At 68.4% G+C, this 17,564-nt stretch carries 14 protein-coding genes; 6 read left to right on the forward strand and 8 right to left on the reverse strand.

The genetic code is table 11. The features are described 5' to 3' along the window. The coding region (locus ELR45_RS38565) for an SGNH/GDSL hydrolase family protein (protein WP_420813915.1) at positions 1–339 on the reverse strand (339 nt) is incomplete at its 3' end. Between the two features lie 49 nt (positions 340–388). Between ELR45_RS38565 and ELR45_RS21090 the strand changes: the two genes are divergently transcribed. Then, entirely contained in the window at positions 389–1,198 is an 810-nt protein-coding gene (locus tag ELR45_RS21090) for an SDR family NAD(P)-dependent oxidoreductase (RefSeq protein ID WP_205856972.1), read from the forward strand. Between the two features lie 126 nt (positions 1,199–1,324). Here ELR45_RS21090 and ELR45_RS21095 read toward each other — a convergent pair whose 3' ends face one another. Further along, complete coding sequence (locus ELR45_RS21095; protein ID WP_205856973.1) at positions 1,325–2,554, reverse strand: aminotransferase family protein; 1,230 nt, start codon at positions 2,552–2,554, stop codon at positions 1,325–1,327. A 153-nt stretch (positions 2,555–2,707) separates the two neighbouring features. On the opposite strand from ELR45_RS21095, the gene ELR45_RS21100 reads away from it, so the two are divergent. The 4 genes from ELR45_RS21100 (at position 2,708) to ELR45_RS21115 (ending at position 7,207) form a co-directional block, all read left to right on the forward strand. After that, positions 2,708–3,937: an NAD(P)/FAD-dependent oxidoreductase gene (locus tag ELR45_RS21100; protein ID WP_129668105.1), complete on the forward strand. Its 1,230-nt coding sequence runs from the start codon at positions 2,708–2,710 to the stop codon at positions 3,935–3,937. 52 nt (positions 3,938–3,989) lie between these two features. Then, positions 3,990–5,699 (forward strand): alkaline phosphatase D family protein, encoded by a 1,710-nt coding sequence (locus ELR45_RS21105; RefSeq protein ID WP_129668106.1) that lies wholly within the window; start codon positions 3,990–3,992, stop codon positions 5,697–5,699. A gap of 127 nt (positions 5,700–5,826) precedes the next feature. After that, positions 5,827–6,405, forward strand: coding sequence for an NUDIX hydrolase (locus ELR45_RS21110; protein ID WP_129668107.1), 579 nt, complete (start codon positions 5,827–5,829; stop codon positions 6,403–6,405). A 40-nt stretch (positions 6,406–6,445) separates the two neighbouring features. Then, positions 6,446–7,207: a DUF72 domain-containing protein gene (locus tag ELR45_RS21115; RefSeq protein WP_129668108.1), complete on the forward strand. Its 762-nt coding sequence runs from the start codon at positions 6,446–6,448 to the stop codon at positions 7,205–7,207. A gap of 26 nt (positions 7,208–7,233) precedes the next feature. Here ELR45_RS21115 and ELR45_RS21120 read toward each other — a convergent pair whose 3' ends face one another. Continuing rightward, the gene (locus ELR45_RS21120) at positions 7,234–10,533 is read right to left on the reverse strand and encodes an AfsR/SARP family transcriptional regulator (protein WP_165367979.1); all 3,300 of its coding nucleotides are present in this window, start codon (positions 10,531–10,533) and stop codon (positions 7,234–7,236) included. A 388-nt stretch (positions 10,534–10,921) separates the two neighbouring features. Between ELR45_RS21120 and ELR45_RS21125 the strand changes: the two genes are divergently transcribed. Then, positions 10,922–12,337 carry an ATP-binding protein gene (locus ELR45_RS21125; RefSeq protein WP_129668110.1) on the forward strand — a complete coding sequence of 472 codons (1,416 nt, stop codon included), beginning with the start codon at positions 10,922–10,924 and terminating at the stop codon, positions 12,335–12,337. Positions 12,338–12,360: 23 nt separating this feature from the next. Here the strand turns inward: ELR45_RS21125 and ELR45_RS21130 are convergent, their stop codons facing one another. From ELR45_RS21130 to ELR45_RS21150, 5 genes are all read right to left on the reverse strand, one after another. Further along, positions 12,361–13,245, reverse strand: a complete 885-nt coding sequence (locus ELR45_RS21130; protein WP_205856974.1) for an LLM class F420-dependent oxidoreductase — start codon at positions 13,243–13,245, stop codon at positions 12,361–12,363. 206 nt (positions 13,246–13,451) lie between these two features. Then, a complete protein-coding gene (locus ELR45_RS21135) occupies positions 13,452–14,336 on the reverse strand; it encodes a carbohydrate ABC transporter permease (protein ID WP_165367980.1) in 885 nt (294 codons plus the stop codon). After that, positions 14,333–15,226, reverse strand: coding sequence for a carbohydrate ABC transporter permease (locus tag ELR45_RS21140; RefSeq protein ID WP_129668113.1), 894 nt, complete (start codon positions 15,224–15,226; stop codon positions 14,333–14,335). Before ELR45_RS21140 ends, ELR45_RS21135 begins: the two co-directional genes overlap by 4 nt. After that, a complete protein-coding gene (locus ELR45_RS21145; protein WP_165367981.1) occupies positions 15,223–16,575 on the reverse strand; it encodes an ABC transporter substrate-binding protein in 1,353 nt (450 codons plus the stop codon). The genes ELR45_RS21140 and ELR45_RS21145 overlap by 4 nt, the downstream gene beginning before the upstream one ends. A gap of 1 nt (position 16,576) precedes the next feature. Continuing rightward, positions 16,577–17,422, reverse strand: coding sequence for an MBL fold metallo-hydrolase (locus ELR45_RS21150; protein ID WP_205856975.1), 846 nt, complete (start codon positions 17,420–17,422; stop codon positions 16,577–16,579). Positions 17,423–17,564: the final 142 nt, after the last annotated feature.

Consider the following 17,564-nt stretch of genomic DNA (forward strand, 5'->3'; position numbering starts at 1 on the left):
CGGCTGCACTCCGGCGTCGAGACACCGGGTGATCACGTTCTCGGTCAAGGCCAGCATCTGGTCGAGGTTTGCGCGGTGCCGCACCATGTCGTTGCCGCCACCGTTGAACGTGAGGATCGTCGGCTCCAGCGCGAGCGCCGGCTCCAGTTGTTCCCGCACGATCGGTTCGATCAGCTTGCCGCGGATGGCGAGGTTGGCGTACTCGATCGGTACGCCCTGGCCGATAGCGAGGCCTGTGGCCACGAGATCGGCCCAGCCGCGGACCGTACCGTCGGCGAGCTCGTCGCCGACACCTTCCGTAAAGCTGTCTCCGATGGATACTAGGCGCACGACGTCCATTATCGACGCCACGGAGACCGGATCAAATGCGGCGTTTAAGGTCGGTAGTGTGACGACGATTTTGATCACGGGAGCGACGGACGGGCTCGGCCGGTACGTCGCCACGGAGTTGGTAAACGGCGGGCATCGGGTGATCGCGCACGGCCGGAACCCGTCGCGGCTGGCGGAGCTGCGCGAGGCGCTGGGCGTGGAGACCGTCCAGGCGGATCTCGCCGAGCTGCGGCAGGTGGACCGGCTCGCGGACGAGATTCTCCAGCGATACGACCGGCTGGATCTGCTGGTCAACAACGCCGGAATCGGCGGTGGCGCGGACCGTTCCCGCCGCGAGGAGAGCTCAGACGGCATCGAGCTTCGGTTCGCTGTCAATTACCTGGCCGGATACCACCTCACTCGTCGGCTGGTGTCGCTGGTAGCGGCGTCGGCGCCGTCGCGGATCGTGAACGTCGCGTCGATCGGCCAGCAGCCGATCGACTTCGCCGACCCGTTACTGACCTCGTCGTACGACGGTCTGCGCGCCTACCAGCAGAGCAAGCTCGCACAGATCATATTCACCTTCGAGCTCGCGGAGGAGCTCAGCGACCGGAACGTCACGGTGAACGCCTTGCATCCGGCCACGTTGATGCCGACCACCATGGTCGAGGAGGGCTGGCCGGGCGGCGCGATGAGCACGCTTGACGAGGGTGGTGCGGCCACACTGCGTCTCATCACCGATCCGGAGCTGGCCGACGTCACCGGTGCCTACTTCAACAGCAACGACCGGCGGCCCTCCCGGGCGAACCCCCAGGCTTACGACGCCGACGCCCGTACGGAGCTACGCGAGCTCAGCGACCGCCTGATTGCCGCCGCTCTCGGCGGGTGACCCGTGGTGTGCTACCCGACGAACGTGGTCATGGGGTTGATCAGATACGAGTTCAAGGCGTCATAGCGCCTTGAACTCGTATCTGATCAAGGAGGACGGCGAGTGTCACGGCCTTCGCGGCCAACATTAAGCGGTGCGCACGTCCTCGAGCGCGGCCTCGAGTGCTTCGATGCAGGTGTCGATCTGCGACGCGGACGTGATCAACGGCGGGCAGAAGGAGACCGTGGCGTCGCCAATGGCCCGAGCGATCACACCGTGCCGGAGCATGGCGTCCCGCACGGCGACGGCGCTTACCCGTGGGTGCATGCCAGCCGCCCACATGGCGCCGGCGCCGCGCGCCTCGGCTACCAGGCCGCGATCGGCCAGGTCCTGCAGGCCGGCAGAGAGCTGCTGGCCGATGACCGGTGCGCGGTCGGGCAGGTTCTCGTCCCGCATGATGCCGAGGGCGGCCAGCCCGGCGGCACAGGCGACGGGGTGGCCGCTATAGGTATGGCCGTGCCGGAGGATGAAGTCCGGGTCGGCCTCCAGCGGCTCCCGGATCGCCGGACCGACGAGCACCCCGCCGAGCGGGATGTAACCGGACGTGACGCCCTTGGCGAAGGTGACGAGGTCGGGTCGCACGCCGTAGTGCTCGGCCCCCCACCACCGGCCGAGCCTGCCGAAACCACAGATGACCTCGTCGAGAATGAGCAAGGATCCGTGCTCATCGCAGATCCGCCGCAGCTCGTTGAGGTAGCCAGGTGGCGGAGGGTAGACGCCGGCGGCGCCCACCACCGGCTCCGCGATCACCGCGGCGAGCTCTCCAGGACGCTCATGGGCGATCCTCTCCACGGCGTGGGCGTCGTCGTAGGGCACCTGGACGACGTCGTCCACGAGCGGGCCGAAGTGCTCCTGGTTCGCGGGGAGCCCGGTGGCGGAGAGCCCGCCGTACGTCACACCGTGATAAGAGGGCACCCTGCTGACGATCAGCCGCCGATCTGGATTTCCTGCTCGGGCATGCGCCGCACGGGCGAGCTTGATGGCGCTGTCCACCGACTCCGAGCCGGAGCCGGTGTAGAACACCCGGAAACCGTCGCCGGGAGCGAGTGCGCTCAACTCACGTGCCAGCTCCTCCGATGGTGCGTTGGTGAAGATGTCGAACGTGTGGAAGGCGTCCAGCACGCGCAGCTGCGCACCGACCGCGTCGATGATCTCCGTGCGGCCGTGCCCGACGTTGCAGTACCACAGGCTGGCCATCGCATCGATGTACTCGCGCCCGTCGGCGTCGCGAACGACCGCTCCATCGCCTTCCACGATCGTCAGGAACTCGCTGTTCGACGGCTTGGCGAAGGGGTGAAGGACGTCGGGCAGAACCATGGCCGGAAGCCTCCTCAATGACATGAGCACGTGTCAGCATGATGGCATTGCACGCCGCCCAGTGTGACGTCGATCGGCCGGCCGACGTATCCGAAGCCGCGCATGCTCGTGTCGGCGTTGACACGGTGACGTTCGTCGGAGAGGGTCAGCGACATGAGTACGGAACGCACGTTCGTGATCGTCGGTGGCGGCCTGACCGGCGCCAAGGCCGCGGAGACTCTACGTGAGCAAGGCTTCGACGGTTCCGTCGTGCTGCTCGCGGGCGAGAACGAACCACCCTATGAGAGGCCACCGCTGTCCAAGGGCTACCTGCTGGGCGACGACGAGCGGGAGAAGGCATTCGTCCATCCGTTGCCGTGGTACGCCGAGCAGGACATCGACCTGCGGCTCGGCTCACGTGTCGAGGCCCTGGAGCCGGCGGAGCACCGGGTGCGGGTTGCGGGTGGCGAGGAGATCACCTATGACAAGCTCTTGCTCGCCACCGGCTCGGAACCGCGGCGTCTCGACGTCCCGGGCGGTGACCTGGGCGACGTCCGTTACCTGCGCGAACTACCCGACGCGGACCGTCTGCTGGATGTCCTCGAGCCAGGACACCGGGTCGCGGTGATCGGAGGCGGCTGGATCGGCCTGGAGGTTGCCGCCGCCGCTCGCACGCATGGCGCCGAGGTGACGTTGATCGAGGTCGCCGAACTGCCGCTCCAAGGCGTCATGGGCAACGAGGTCGCCCGCGTTTTCGCCGGTCTGCACCGTGAGCACGGCGTCGACCTGCGCCTGGGGACTGAGGTACGTGAGGTCGTCGGTGCCGACGGCCGCGTCGTCGCCGTGCTGACCACCGGTGGCGACGAGATCATGGCCGACACCGTCGTGGTGGGCATCGGAGCCCGTCCCGCCGTCGGTCTGGCCGTCGCGGCCGGCCTGGAACTCGACCACGGCGTGGTGGTGAATGCGGCGCTGCAGACCTCGGACCCGGACATCTACGCTGCCGGGGACATCGCGAGTATTGATCACCCGCTGTTGGGTACCCGGCTGCGGGTCGAGCACTGGGCGAACGCTCTCGACGGCGGGCCGGCGGCGGCGCGCTCGATGCTCGGCCAGGATGTGAGCTACGACCGCCTGCCGTATTTCTTCACCGACCAGTACGACCTGGGTATGGAGTACATCGGGCACGCGCCGCCCGGCTCGTACGACGAAGTGGTGCTCCGCGGCGACGTCGAAGCACGAGCTTTCCACGCCTTCTGGGTGAAAGACAGCCGGGTGCGGGCGGGCATGCACGTCAACCTGTGGGACGACGGGATCGGCCCGGTCGAGGAGCTCGTGCGTTCCGGCCGGGAGGTCGACACAGCCCGCCTCGCCGACCCCGGAGTCCCATTGAGCGAAGTCTGAACGTCGGCCGAGTGCCGAGCCGAACCACCCATGGCGGCGTAGCGTGATGGTCATGGACGGTGAGCACCGGCGCGGCTTCTTCAGCGTGCCGGCCACGGTGGCGAAGACGTTGCGGTGGGGCGCGCGGATCTGGACGTCGGCCGTTCTCGTTGTCCTCGGCATTCTCTCTCTGACCAGGAGTTTTCCGCGCGACCTGGACAGCGACGGCATGCTCGGGACCATGGAACGGCCGGTCCAGCTGGGTCTGCTGGCCGTCGCACTCGCAGCTCTGCTGCTGGCGTGGCGCCTGGACGCCGTCGTCGCGGTGGCTCTGTTGCTTGCCGGATCCGGCTTCGGTGCCCTGTCCTGGTCGCTGCATCCGCCCGTCGTCGGTGTTCTCGTCACCGGTTCGTTCCTCCTGCCTGCTGCTGCCTTTTGGGTGCTGTGGCAGCGAGGCCGAGCACGACGGTCGAGCCTGAACCTCGCCCTGGCGACGGCCGGAGCGCTCGCGCTCGGTGTGGCCGGCACCGCCGTGCTCTACGGGCAGATGTTCGGCCCGACTCATCCGGAGTCGGCCGCCCCGGAGCTCCCGGTCGATCGGGTCGAATGGGTGTGGAGCGGCGCGGTGACCGAGACGTCGTTCCGGGTCAACGCCCGGATAGGCGACGGCGCCGTGGAACACGCCACGCTCGTCGTCGCGGAGGATGGATCACGCGCGGCGGCACCGCAGCACGACATCGGCCCGGTGGCGATCCCTGGCGGCGACGTCGTCACGTGGACGGTGACCGGCCTTCAGCCTGATACGTCGTACGAGTACACAGTGGTGGTCGATGGTCACGTGGACTCCTCGCGCGGTATGGGGACGGCCCGGACCTTCCCGGACGGCCCGGCCTCGTTCACCGTCGCGATCGGCGCGTGCGCCCGGACCGGTTCCGTCGGCGCGGTGTTCGACGCGATCCGGGAGAAGGAGCCGCTGCTGTATATCAACGACGGCGACCTCCACTACGGCAACGTCGACACGGACGACGTCGACATGTTCCGGGCCCGTTACGGCGACGTCCTCACATCGGCGGCGCAGAGCGCTCTGTACCGCTCGACGCCTACGGCGTACGTGTGGGACGACCACGACTACGGAGCCAACTCCGCGGTGGCTGACTCTGCCAGCCGGGACGCGGCCCGGTTCGCCTACCGCGAGAACGTGCCGCACTACCCACTCCCGGCGGGGGAGACCGATGCGGCGATCTATCAGGCGTTCACCGCGGGCCGGGTGAGGTTCATCCTGACCGACGTCCGATCCGAGCAGACGGATGACTCCCTGCTCGGTGAACGTCAGCTGCGTTGGCTGGAAGACGAGCTGGCGACAGCGAGCCGGGACCATGCCCTGGTGGTCTGGGTGAACCCGGTGCCCTGGATCGCCTCGTCCGCGGGGGACCACTGGGGCGGCTTCCCGGAGGAACGGCGGCTCATCGCCGAGCACATCGAGGACGAGGGGATCGAGAACCTGGTCATGCTCAGCGGCGACGCTCACATGCTGGCGATCGACGACGGCAGCAACAGCGGCTACGGCCCGTCGGGGGAGGGGTTCCCGGTGCTGCACGCGGCCGCGCTCGACCGGCCCGGCAGCTCCAAGGGTGGGCCCTACAGCCACGGCGCGGCCCCGGGCGGTGGCCAGTTCGGCACCATCACCGTGCACGATGACGGGAGCGGCCCGGTGACCGTCGACCTGGCCGGCTGGGACTGGACCGGTGACGAGCTGCTCTCGTACACATTCACCGTGCCGTAGGTGGATCCGTCTCGCGTGATGTGGCTCCCCAGTAGGGGGTGGAAGTTGGCTCCATGGAGTGATGAATGGCGACGGCCGCGTGCCTAGCATTCCAACCGTCGTCAATACACGCCTCAAGGAGCCCGCGATGCGGATGTCCGCCAGCACCGATGCGACCACTGCCGCTACACCCACGGCGGGACCGTGGCCGATCCGGCGGTCGCTTCGCTACGCAGCGCTGATCGCGCCGACGAGCATCGTCGGCGTCTTCGCCTCACTGCTGGGCGGCGATGCCGCCATACGGTGGCACCGCCGAGGCAGGGCCATACTCGGGCGCGCGCCGTCCGACAGCGGACACCGCCCGGGCCGGCTGCGGCTCATGTGCCATGCTCTCCTGGGTGTCCTGCTCGGTCTCGTCGCATGGTTGTTCCTCGGCCTGATCGGGCTGATGGTCGCGCGCGGCGCGTTGTACGGCTTCATTGACCAGGGCCCGTACGACGGCTCGTGGGGCGGCCCGTCGCGCGGGGGCGCGTGGCTGGTCCACTTCGCGATTTCCTTGCCCGTCGCGGCGCTCGGGCTGGTGGTGACCGCCGGTGTGGCGCGGCTGCATGACCTGCTGACCCGGCCGCTCGACGGGCGCCGGAGGCCGCGATGGGTTCTGCCGGTCGCCTTCGGCGCCTCCGCCGGTGCGGCGTTGTTCTTCGTCGCTTGGCTTCAGCAGCTCTGATGGCTCGCACGGGCCGATGCCCGCGTCGCACAATGGGACCATGCCGGTACGTGTCGGCACGTCTGGGTGGCAATACCGAGATTGGCGCGGCGTCCTGTACCCCGATGGGCTTGCGCAGCGTCGCTGGTTCGAGCGCTACGTGGGCGCATTCGCGACCGTAGAGAGCAACAGCGCGTTCTACCGGCTGCCGAAGCAGGAGACGTTCGCGTCGTGGTGCGCCCAGATGCCGGACGACTTCACCATGGCGGTCAAGGCCAGCCGGTTTCTGACACACATCAAGCGCCTGCAGGATCCGGAGGAGCCGGTGCGCCGGTTCCTCGCCGCCGCGACCGGTTTGGCCGACCATCTCGGGCCGGTGCTGCTCCAACTGCCGCCGACGCTCCAGGTCGAGCCCAAACGCCTGGCCGCGTGCCTCGGCCGGTTTCCTCAGGGCATACGAGTCGCGGTTGAGCCCCGGCACGACTCGTGGTGGACCGACGACGTCCGGGCCGTGTTGACCGACCACGGTGCCGCGCTGTGCTGGGCCGACGCCAAAGGGCGACCGCAGACGCCGTTGTGGCGCACCACATCGTGGGGGTATCTGCGGCTACACCAGGGCGCCGCCGAACCGTGGCCGCGCTACGGCGATCAAGCGCTGCGGACCTGGGCCCAGCGGCTGGCGGACACCTGGTCCGACGAGGACGACATGTACGTGTACTTCAACAATGACCCCGGCGGCGCGGCGGTGCGCAACGCCGTACGGTTCGCCGAGCTCGTCCGTGAGGCGGACTGCACCCCAACCCGCACCCCAGATCTGGCGTGACACGAGCCGCACCCCGGATCTGGCGTTCACAGAGCGGGGAGCCCTAGCTGCGCACGTAGGTCGGCGGCTTGACGTCGAGCGGACGCGGCGCGGTGCCGGTCGCCGTCATCGCAGCGTTCGTCCAGCGCACGTGCGAGCGCCAGCAGGCTGCGGGCCTGGAACGGCCGGGCGCGGATCCGCTCGTGCTGGGAGGCCGCCTGGTCCAGCCAGTCGACGGCCTGATCGGCGTCGCCGCAGGTGAGGGCGAGCAACCCCAACGCGTGTGAGACGGATCCCCGGCAGGCCGCGACCCGTCCGGCGACGGCGAGGTTGCCTGCGTACGGCTCCAGCGCCATGGCGAGCGGGCGGGCCACGTCGGCGTGGTCCAGCTCCGCGACCGTCTCAGCGAGCAGGCAACACCCGACAAGCCAGTGGTCGTCGGGCGGCGACTGGGCGAGCAACTCCTGACACAGTGCCTCCGCCTCGCGTGGCTCGACGTCGTTCAGCAAGGCGAGACAGCGCCAGACCAGCACCCGCGGGAAGCGTTCCACCATCTCGGCGAGCTTGGCCGCACGGTAGCGGCGCGCGACCGGGTGGAACTCGCGCAGGTCGGTGATCTCCTCGGCGAAGAGCAGGCCGATGGCAAGCTCAGGTGCGTGCTGTGAGGAGTCCTGGGCGGACAACGCCAGCTCGTCAGCATCCTCGAACCGTCCAGCCAGCAAGGCGCGCACATATCGGTAGACCGTGGCGTACCACTGGAACTCCGGGTGGTCACGTAGATCGGCGGCCTCGTTGAGGAGTTCGATCTCGGCGTCCATGTTGTCGACATCACCGGCGTGCAGTAGTCCCACCGCATGCGTCGCGCGCCCGGCCAGCTCCAACTGGGTCTCGCCGGATCGGCGAGCGAGGCCGGTGATCTGCCGGGCGAGCGCGATCTGCCGGTGCCAGGCACCCGGACCCCGGTTGACGTAGCACTGTGCGTAGAGTGCGTGCGCGCGGGCACCGGGGTCGTCGAGGTCGTCAGCGAGCTCCACGGCCTCGTCGGCGAGGCGGAGACTCTTGTCTCGGTCGGGTGACCAGTACAGTTCGGTCGACAGCCGCGCCAGCAGCCGCGCCCGAGTCGCACTGGGCTCGTCGCCGTGGGCGCCGAGTGCCTCTTCCAGCAACGCGACCCGCTTCGACTGAGCCACCCCGAACAGCATGCCCGCCATGGAGGCGCCCAGCGCGGCACGGGCCAGCTGGTCCGGGTCACGCGTGGCACGTGCCATCGACATGGCCTCCTCGTACGCACCTTGGGCGACGGTGAACGCCCCGCTGCGCGCGTGTAACCGAGCCAAGGCGAGCGCCAGCGTCAGCTGGTGGCCGGTCTCCTCGACGTTGTCCACGGTGGACGCCAGCGCCGCCCGGAGATCGCCGGTGACCAGAGTGAACTCGTCTCGCCATGGGCCGCCCGCGTCCAGCCGGTGGGTCAGCTCGGCCGCGGTGGAGCTGGCCCAGCGTAGATGGCGACGGCGAACGACACCTTCCTCGCCGCTCGCGGCGAGCTGCTCGCGTGCATAACTGCGCACCACGCCGAGCATCCGCCACCGGCTGCCCGCCGACGTGTGCACGTGAACGAGCAGGTGCTTGTCGGTCAACCTGCCCACCAGGTCCGCCACACCTGACCGGCTGGAGGCTGCCGCCCCTTCCTCACCGGCGACGGCCGTCGCCGCAGCGAGATCGAAGGTTCCAGCGAAGACACCCATCTGCTGGAACAGTGCCTGCTCCTCGCCGTGCAGAAGATCGTGGCCCCAATCCAGGACTGCCCGGAGCGAGCGGTGCCGTTCGGTGCGGCTGTGTGCTCCGACCAGGAGCCGAAGTCGATCGTCCAGGCCGGCGAGCAGCCCGTCGATCCCCAGCGACGCACACCGCGCCGCGGCCAGCTCGATGGCGAGCGGCAGGCCGTCACACCGGGTGCACACCTCACTGACCAGCGCGGGGTCGGCGTCGAACTCCGGCTCGACCGCACGCACTCGGTCCAGGAAGAGTGCTGACGCGTCGGACCCTTTGGCATCGCCGGTACCTGGGTCGAGCACAGGCAACGTCGGTACCGAGAACACCCGTTCGCCGTCGGCTCCGAGCCGCTCCCGGCTGGTCGAGAGCACCACGACCCGTGGGCACGCTGCAACCATGCGCTCGACGAATGGCCCGACGGCCGGTACGACGTGCTCGCAGTTGTCCAGCACCAGCAGGATTCGTGCCGCGCCGACGTGTTGGTGCAGGGCGTCTTCGATCGGGAGCTTGTGCTGCTCGACGATTCCCGCGGCTGAGGCCACGGTCTCGATCACGAACTCCGGCCCCACAGGGGCGAGATCGGCGAAGATCGAGCCCTGCGGGAATTCCGGCGCAGCGCTCTGTGCGGCTGCGATCGCAAGGCGGGTCTTGCCGACGCCACCTGGTCCGGCGACGGTGACGATGCGATGCTGATCCAGCAGGGTGGTGAGCCTCGCCAGCTCTTCGCGCCTGCCGACGAACGTCGTCGTCTGCGGGGCCGGAATGCCCGAGTGCCCGCCCGCCGCGGTCACTAGGTGCGCCTTGCCGGGCGGCGGCCGGCCTGCTTCGGCCCGTGGCGGTCGAAGTTCGAGCGACGTGTCGTGGGTCAGGATCGCCGTCTCGAGCCGGCGCAGCTCAGGGCTGGGTTCCACACCGAGCTCATCCGCGAGCACGTCCCGCGCGCGATGATACGCCCGCAGCGCGTCGCCTTGGCGGCCAGCGCGGAAGAACGCGAGACACAGCTGGCACCATCGCCGCTCCCGGAGCGGTGTGTCGGCGACGGCTGCTTCCAGCTCGCCGACGAGCTCGGCCGCGTGCCCGGATGACAGCAGTACGTCGACCCGGTCGTCGACCGCGGACTCGTGCGCTTCGATCCATCGCGTGACCTCTGCCCGTGCCCGAGGCGTCGCAGGCAGCTCCGGCGGGCCGCGCCAGAGGCCTAGTGCTTCGTCGAAATGCGCGATGGCCGCCTCGTGCGCTCCCTCCCGGGTGCAGTCGCGGGCCGTCTGGATGAGCCGGGTGAACGCCTCCGCGTCGGTGTCATCAGTGGCCAGAAGCCACCCGGTACCGCGGGTGAGCACGATGCCGTCGCCAAGCGTGCGTCGCAGCGTCGAGATGTGTGTCTGCAGGGCCTTGTGTGCAGTGGGTGGGAAGTCGTCTCCCCAGAGCATCGACTGCAGGACGTCACCGGGGAGCATCGTCCTGGGCTGGAGACCGAGCACGCTGAGCAGCACCCGCGGCTTGGCACCCGGAACCGTCAAACGTTCACCGGCGAGGTGTATATCCAGCGGCCCGAGTACACGGATATCGATCATCTGAGGAACGCTCATGCTCACCAGTCCCGGGTGGCGTTACGTTCAGGATGCTCTTTACCCGGCCTTGACCGGTTCTTGACCTCCTGCCGAGACAGTATCGCACGGGGGAATCGAGCTGGTGGCTGTGGCGACCGGCCGGTCCGAGCCAGGGGGGCCTCGACAGGCTCGACCGGTTCGCCACAGCCAACAGCCTCGGTGCGTTCTTCGGGCCCGTTTCGCCCGCCGTCCGGACTGGCATCGGCTGGTCATGCTGCGACCCGGTCATGGTGGACTCTTGCTCATCCGGTGTGTCCGGACAGGAAAACCCTCTCAAGGGGGCGCTCTATCACGCAGGAGTCGCTTATAAGTGAGTCACATGTAATAGAGTCATGTGTAGTAGAGTAAGTCTGTGATCCGCATCGTCGATCGTGAAGACGAACTCGCCGCCCTCGGTGCTGTGCTGAACGAGCGTCCAGCCCTTGTGGTGCTGCGCGGTCGCCGTCGTGTAGGCAAGAGCTTTCTGCTGTCCGCCGCGTTCGCTGGGCAGCGGGTACTTGGGCTCCAGGCGGACGAGCAAGATGAGCAGGGGCATCTCAGTCTCTTCGCGCAAGAGGCGGCGCGGATGCTTCCGGGGGAGCCGCCGCTGACGTTTCACACATGGGATGACGCGCTGCGCTTTGTGGATGCACAGGCGAGATCTGAGCCCCTGTGTCTCGTACTGGATGAGTTCCAGTGGCTATGCCGTGCGCAGCCGGCACTCCCATCGATCGTGCAACGTTACTGGGACTTATGGGAGCGTGAGCAGGTCCCCATCGTCGTCGCACTTGCCGGTAGCGCTCTGTCCTTCATGGAAGGGCTGCTCGACCATGACTCCCCGCTCTACGGGCGGGCAACCTACCGGCCGCTGTTGGAGCCGTTGGACTACCGGTGTGCGGCCGGGTTTACCACGAGCACCGAAGCCGAGTACCTCCTCAGGCGGTTCGCCATTGTGGGTGGCACGCCGCAGTACCAGATGTGGGCTATGGATCTGCCGCTGGAGGAACTCGTCTCAGGGCGGATCCTGACCCGTGGCCGCCCACTCTACGATGAGCCGCTGCACCTCCTCCGGGAAGGCGAGGGGATCCGCTCTCCTGGGAGCTACCTCTCCGTTCTCTGGTCGATCGCTCGTGGCGACACTCGGTTCAACCAGATCGCCAACCGCACCGGATCCAGCCCGGCAGGCCTGACGAGATTGCTCGAACGACTCGAGGAGCTCGGATACATCGAGATGCGTGTACCCAGCGACCCTAAGGAACAGCGCGGCCGCGGGACCTATCGGATCGCAGACCCGTACTTCCGGTTCTGGTACCGCTACGTGTTCCCGAACCGGAGCCGTCTCGAGTTCGGCAGGGTCGATGAGGTCGCGTCGGAGGTCACAGCCGACCTGGACAACCACATGGGTCATGTGTTCGAGGACTGCTGTCGCGTCTGGCTATCGCGATACGCGTCCGACGACGTGATGGGTGGGTTCGACGGCATCGGTGCCTGGTGGACCCGTGATGGCCAGACAGAGGTCGATATCGCAGTCCATCGCGCTCACCGTTACACGCTGCTGGGCTCGGTCAAGTGGAAAGCCATCGTCGACGAGCGCGTGCTGGACGGCCTCGAAGCCGCCCGGGAACAGTTGGGCCCGCGCGCTGCGCGTGCACGACTCATCCTGTTCGCCAGGCGAGGCTTCACCGAGCGGCTCCGAGAGCGGGCGGAACGTGAGGACGTCGCCCTGGTCACGGCTGCCGACTTGTTCGCCGACACCGCTGATACGGGAGACCGCCGCTCGGCCAAGTGACGGCCGTCCGGATTCAAACCGGTCTAGGCGGAAAGGTCACTGAGCCTCGGGACGGCCGGGGCACAGGCCTTCTCGATCCAAGCGGCGGGCTCGGAGTCCGGCGGGATCACGTTGATCTGCTGTACGCCGAGACGTGCGTACTGGGCGACCGCCTCTACGAAGCCGTCGACGTCTCCGTTGTCCAGGTGTGGACCCCGGTACACGGCCGTCTTCTTGATCTCCGCGTAGTCTCGGCCGACATCGTCGCAGTGCCTGCGGAGCACGTCGAGCTTGTGCGCGACGTCGGCCGGCGAGGACGCGAACAGGTTGCATGCGTCGGCGTACTGCGCGACCAGCCGCAGCGTCTTCTTCTCGCCCCCGCCTCCGATGAGGATCGGCGGGTGCGGCCGGCTGACCGGCTGCGGCGTGTTGATGGTCTCGGCCAGCTGGTAGTGCTTGCCGTCGTACGGCCCGTTGTTCTCCGGGTCCCACATCTGCCGACAGATCTGCAGCGTCTCTTCCAGCCGCTCGAACCGCTCGGCGACGGGTGGGAACGGCACGCCGAGGCCCTGATGTTCGCGTTCGTACCAGGCGGCGCCGATCCCGAAGATGGCACGGCCGGAGGACAGGACGTCGAGCGTGGCCGCGATCTTGGCGAGCAGCCCTGGGTGACGGTACGTGACACCGCCAACCAGCAGCCCGAGCTGGACGTCGGAGGTGTGCGCGGCCAGGTAGCCGAGCGTGGTGTACCCCTCGAGCATCCCGTCTTCGGCGACTCCGAGCGCCTCGAGCTGGAAGAAGTGGTCCATGACCGACAGCCAGGCTATGCCGGCCCGGTCGGCGGCCTCTCCAGCTCGGGCAAGCTCAGGAGCGAGCCCCACCGGTCCGTCTGGGTGGTCGAACCTAACGATGTGAACAGCGAGTTCCACTATGGGTGCTCCTCGTAATGGTGCGGTTCGGCGCCATGGACTACCTGCACGTGGGATGACGCATTCAAGCCTTCGGTGGGCATGGCAGCGCTCGGCCGTGGGCTTGTATGGCGGAACCGGCTTTCGGATCGAAAGGCCTGTGGTCGTATGACCACTGCTGACGACAGTACGAGTTCGAGCGCGCTCGAAGTCAAGCCACTGCGGCCTCAGTCGATACCGGAGTGCAGGAACGCGTCGGTCACCCGGCGTTGCATGAGCACGTAGCCGACGAGCAGGGGAGCGGCCACCAGCGTCGCCGCCGCCATCAGCGGCCCCCATGCCTGTCCTTGCTCGGTCTGGAAGACGCGCAGGCCCACTTGGACGGTGGCGCGGTCCATGCCGCTGGTCGCGAGCAGCGGCCAGAGGTATTCGTTCCAGGTCTGGATGAACACGACGATCCCCACCGCGGTCAGGATCGGTCGCAGGTTGGGCACGATGATCCGGAGCAGGATCATCCGGTCCGATGCTCCGGCGACGCGCGCGGACTCGATCAGCTCCCTTGGGAACGCCGCCATGTGCTGACGCAGCAGGAAGACGGCAAGAGCCAACGATGCGAGCTGTGGCAACACCAGGCCGGCGTAGGAGTCGAGCAGGCCGAGACGGGACACCATCAGGTAGTGCGGCACGATCAGCGCGGGCTGCGGCACGAGAGCCGTGCCGACCAGGACGGCGAACACGACTGGGCGGCCGCGGAATCGGTACAACGTGAGTCCGAACGCCGCCAGCGTGGCGAGCACCAGCTGTCCGATCGCGACCGCCGCGGAGACGACGACGGTGTTCAGGACGGTGCGCCCCACCGGCAATGCCGCTGTGGCGCTGCGATAGTGCTCGAGCGTCGGCGCGGCGGCGAACGGATCCAGGTCGTACAGAACCTGAGTCGGCTTGAACGACGTGGCGACCGCCCAGAGCACGGGGAACGCGATCGCGAGTGCGATCAGGAGCAGCGGAACGTGGGCCGCGGCGCGGTTGAGCCTGCGTCGACGGGTTACCCGGCGTATCCGCGGAGGCCGGCGAACGGCGCCGACCCGGCTCTCCGCATCGATGCGTCTCACCGCTGCTCCCCTCTGCTGGAGACTCTCATCTGAACGGCGACGACGGCGGCGAAGCCGACGGTGATCAGCACTGACAGAGCCGAGGCAGGGCCGCCGTCGAAGTAGCCGAAGCCGAGCTGGTACAGCAGGTAGTACACGTTCGATGTCGCGCCGGCCGGGCCGCCCTGAGTGAGCACGTCGATCACGCCGAACGTCCAGGGTCCGGCGAAGACGACCGTCGCGAACAGCACGACGGTGGTGACCGGCCGGAGCATCGGGAGCACGATGTGCCGAAGCAGTTGCCACTCGCCGGCCCGGTCCAGCCGCGCGGCGGCCATGAGATCGGCGTCGATCGACGTCAAGCCCGCGGTGAACAGGATGAAGCTGAGCCCGAACACCTTCCATCCGGCGACGATGGTGACCGCGATGAACGCGCTCGCCGGCTCGGTCAGCCAGCTGACCGGGCCGGCGCCGAGCAGATCCAGAGGCGCGCTGGTGATACCGAGGACCGGGTTGAAGATCCACTGCCACATCACCGCCCCGACCGCCGGTGGGATCAGCACCGGTAGGAAGAACACCGTGCGGTAGAAGCCGGTGAGGCGTCCGCCCAGCCGCCATACCGCGATCGCCGCCAGGCCCGGCGCGACCACGCTCAACGGGATGATCGCCACCATGTACGCGATGGTGTTCCGCAGCGCCGTACCCGCTTCTGGGCTGGACATGACGTCCCCGTAGTTGTCCGGCCCGGCCCACTGGGGCGCCTGGGTCGTGAGGTTGAAGTCGAAGAGACTGAGGGTGGTGACCGCGAGCAGCGGGCCGTACATCGTGAGCCCGACGGCGAGCAGCGCCGGTATCAGGTACGGCGCCGGGCCTCGCGCGGTACGGGCGAGTGCGGTGGTCGCCGGCGTCACTGGCCGAGCAGTTCTCGCACGCGCGCCGCGACGTCGGTCAGGGTGGAGTCCGGGTCTGCGCCGGAGATCATGATGGGTGCGACGGCGCTGTCCTGCATCAGCTCGAGAGCCTGCTGGCTGTTCTCGCCCGGGAGCACCTGGTAGGGCACGAGTGAGTCCAGCTGCTCGATGGTCGGCAGCAGCCGGTCGTCATCGGCGAAGAACTCACCCAGATACGCGGGATCGTCGATCAGCGCCGGTCGCAGCGGCAGGTAGCCGATCACCGACGCGAGGATGGTGAACCCGTCGTCGCCGGTGAGAAACCGGACGAACTCCCACGCCGCCTCCTGCTTGGCCGGGTCGTCGGCGAAGACGAACACGCCCGCGCCCGAGACCGTCGGAGCGATCTGTTGTCCATCGAACGCGGGCAGACCCGCGGTCTCCAGCTCGAACACGCCGTCCGTGGAAGCGGCGAACCCACCCAGCAACGCGGTGCTGGAGACGAGCATGCCGAGCTCGCCCGCCTCGAACATGGCGACCGCCTCGGACTCGCCGACGGGCGGCTGCGCGCCGCTGTCGGTCAGGTCACCGAGCATCGCGAGCGCCTCCACCGCGGGTGGCTCGTCCAGCTGCAGCGATCCGTCTTCGCCGACCAGCCGGCCACCGTTGGAGTTGATCAGCGTCTGGGTGAGGAAATCGGACTTGGCCTCGCCGGCGGCATCGACGTAGATGCCCTGGGCTCCGGTCTGCTCCACGATCGCGTGCGCGGCCTCCTCCGCGTCGGCCCACGTCGACGGCGGATCTTCCGGATCCAGGCCGGCCTCGATGAAGAGATCGGCGTTGACGAACATGGTCGGCGTCGACACCGAGTAGGCGAGCCCGGCGAGCCGGTCGTCGTGCATGCCGAGCTGGACGGCGGCCGGGTACATCCCGTCCAGGTGGGCTTCTAGTTCGTCGGCGGGCGCCACCTCGTCCAGCGGCACGTACGGCAGGTTCTCCAGGACGAATCCGAACTTGCTCCAGCCGATCTGGGCCACGTCGGGCGGGTTCCCGGCGGCGGCCTGAGCATGGACGCTGGTGTGGATCTCGCCTGCCGGGGTTCCGGCCGGCTCGATGCGGATGTTCGGATGGGTGGCCTCGAACTCGTCGATGAGTTGCTGGGTTCCCTCGCCGCCCACCCCTTCGGTGCCGTAGTTGTACGACTCGAATGTGAGGGTGACGACGTCGCCGTCGTCGTGACCAGCCTCCCCGGCGGCCGGCGACGACGAATCGGTGGTGCCGTCGTCACCGCAGGCCGCGACGGTCGCGAGGGTGACGGCCAGCGCGGCGGCGAATGTGACGCGGATCGTGCCGATGCGGTGCAGACACATGTCATGACTCCTGTGAGAGGTGGAAGGTGTGGTCCGGAACGGCGAGCTCGATGCGGCCGCCGAAGTGCTGCGCCGCCCGTTCGGCCTGGGCCGCGAGCCACCCGTGCCCGGTCCGGGCCCAGTGTGTGAGGACGAGGCCGCCCACGCCATGGCGGGCGGCGAGCTGACCGGCCTCGGCCGCGCTGAGGTGCCCATGCTCGGTCGTGTCCGGCTCAGTGAGCGTGGCCTCGGCGAGCAGCAGATCGGCGTCGCCCGCGAGCCGCTCGAACGCCGGCGTCACCGTGGTGTCGGCGCTGTACGCGAGAGTCTGCCCGTTCGACGAGACACGGAAGCCGCAGCACGGCAGCCGGTGCCGCATGCGGACCGGTTCGACCGTGGCGGTCCCGACCTCGATCGGCTCCCCGGGAATGTACTCGGTGACGTCGAAGACATCCCGGAACACGTGGTCCGTCGGATGTGTGCCTGGGCCCTCGGTGCCCAGCGGGAACAGCTCGTTCAGCCGGCGGAGGGTGGCCGTGGCCCCGGAAGGCGCGTAGACCGCCATCCGCGGCCGGTCCCCGGGCCGGTGAGCGAGCGCCTTGCCGAAAGTCAGCAGGTCGAGGCAGTGGTCGACGTGCATATGGCTGATGAAGATCGCCGCCAGCCCGTCCACGGTGGCGGCGGCTTTCGCGGCTACGCCGGGGCCGCAGTCGAGGAGAATCGCTCCTTCGGGCAGGTGCACGAGGTAGCCGGAGCTCGGCCATCCAGGCTCGGGCATGCCTGCCCGGCAGCCGAGAACCGTCAGACGCAGCCGGTGGTCGTCGGCGAGAGGCGGGACGTGTGCGGGGAGTGGATGGGGAATGGTCACGGCGACGACGCTAAGAACCCCAGGTGTGAACGATCTGTCGAGGTGGCGAGCGGGACCTGAACGATCGTGCCGGATTTGAGGTTGATCGTCCCGCACCTCAGCACGGTGGGTTTCCGGCGGCTAGAGTCTGATCGTGCCCGGC

The sequence above is a fragment of the Phytoactinopolyspora endophytica genome (assembly GCF_004138495.1).
Taxonomy (GTDB): Bacteria; Actinomycetota; Actinomycetes; order Jiangellales; family Jiangellaceae; genus Phytoactinopolyspora; species Phytoactinopolyspora endophytica.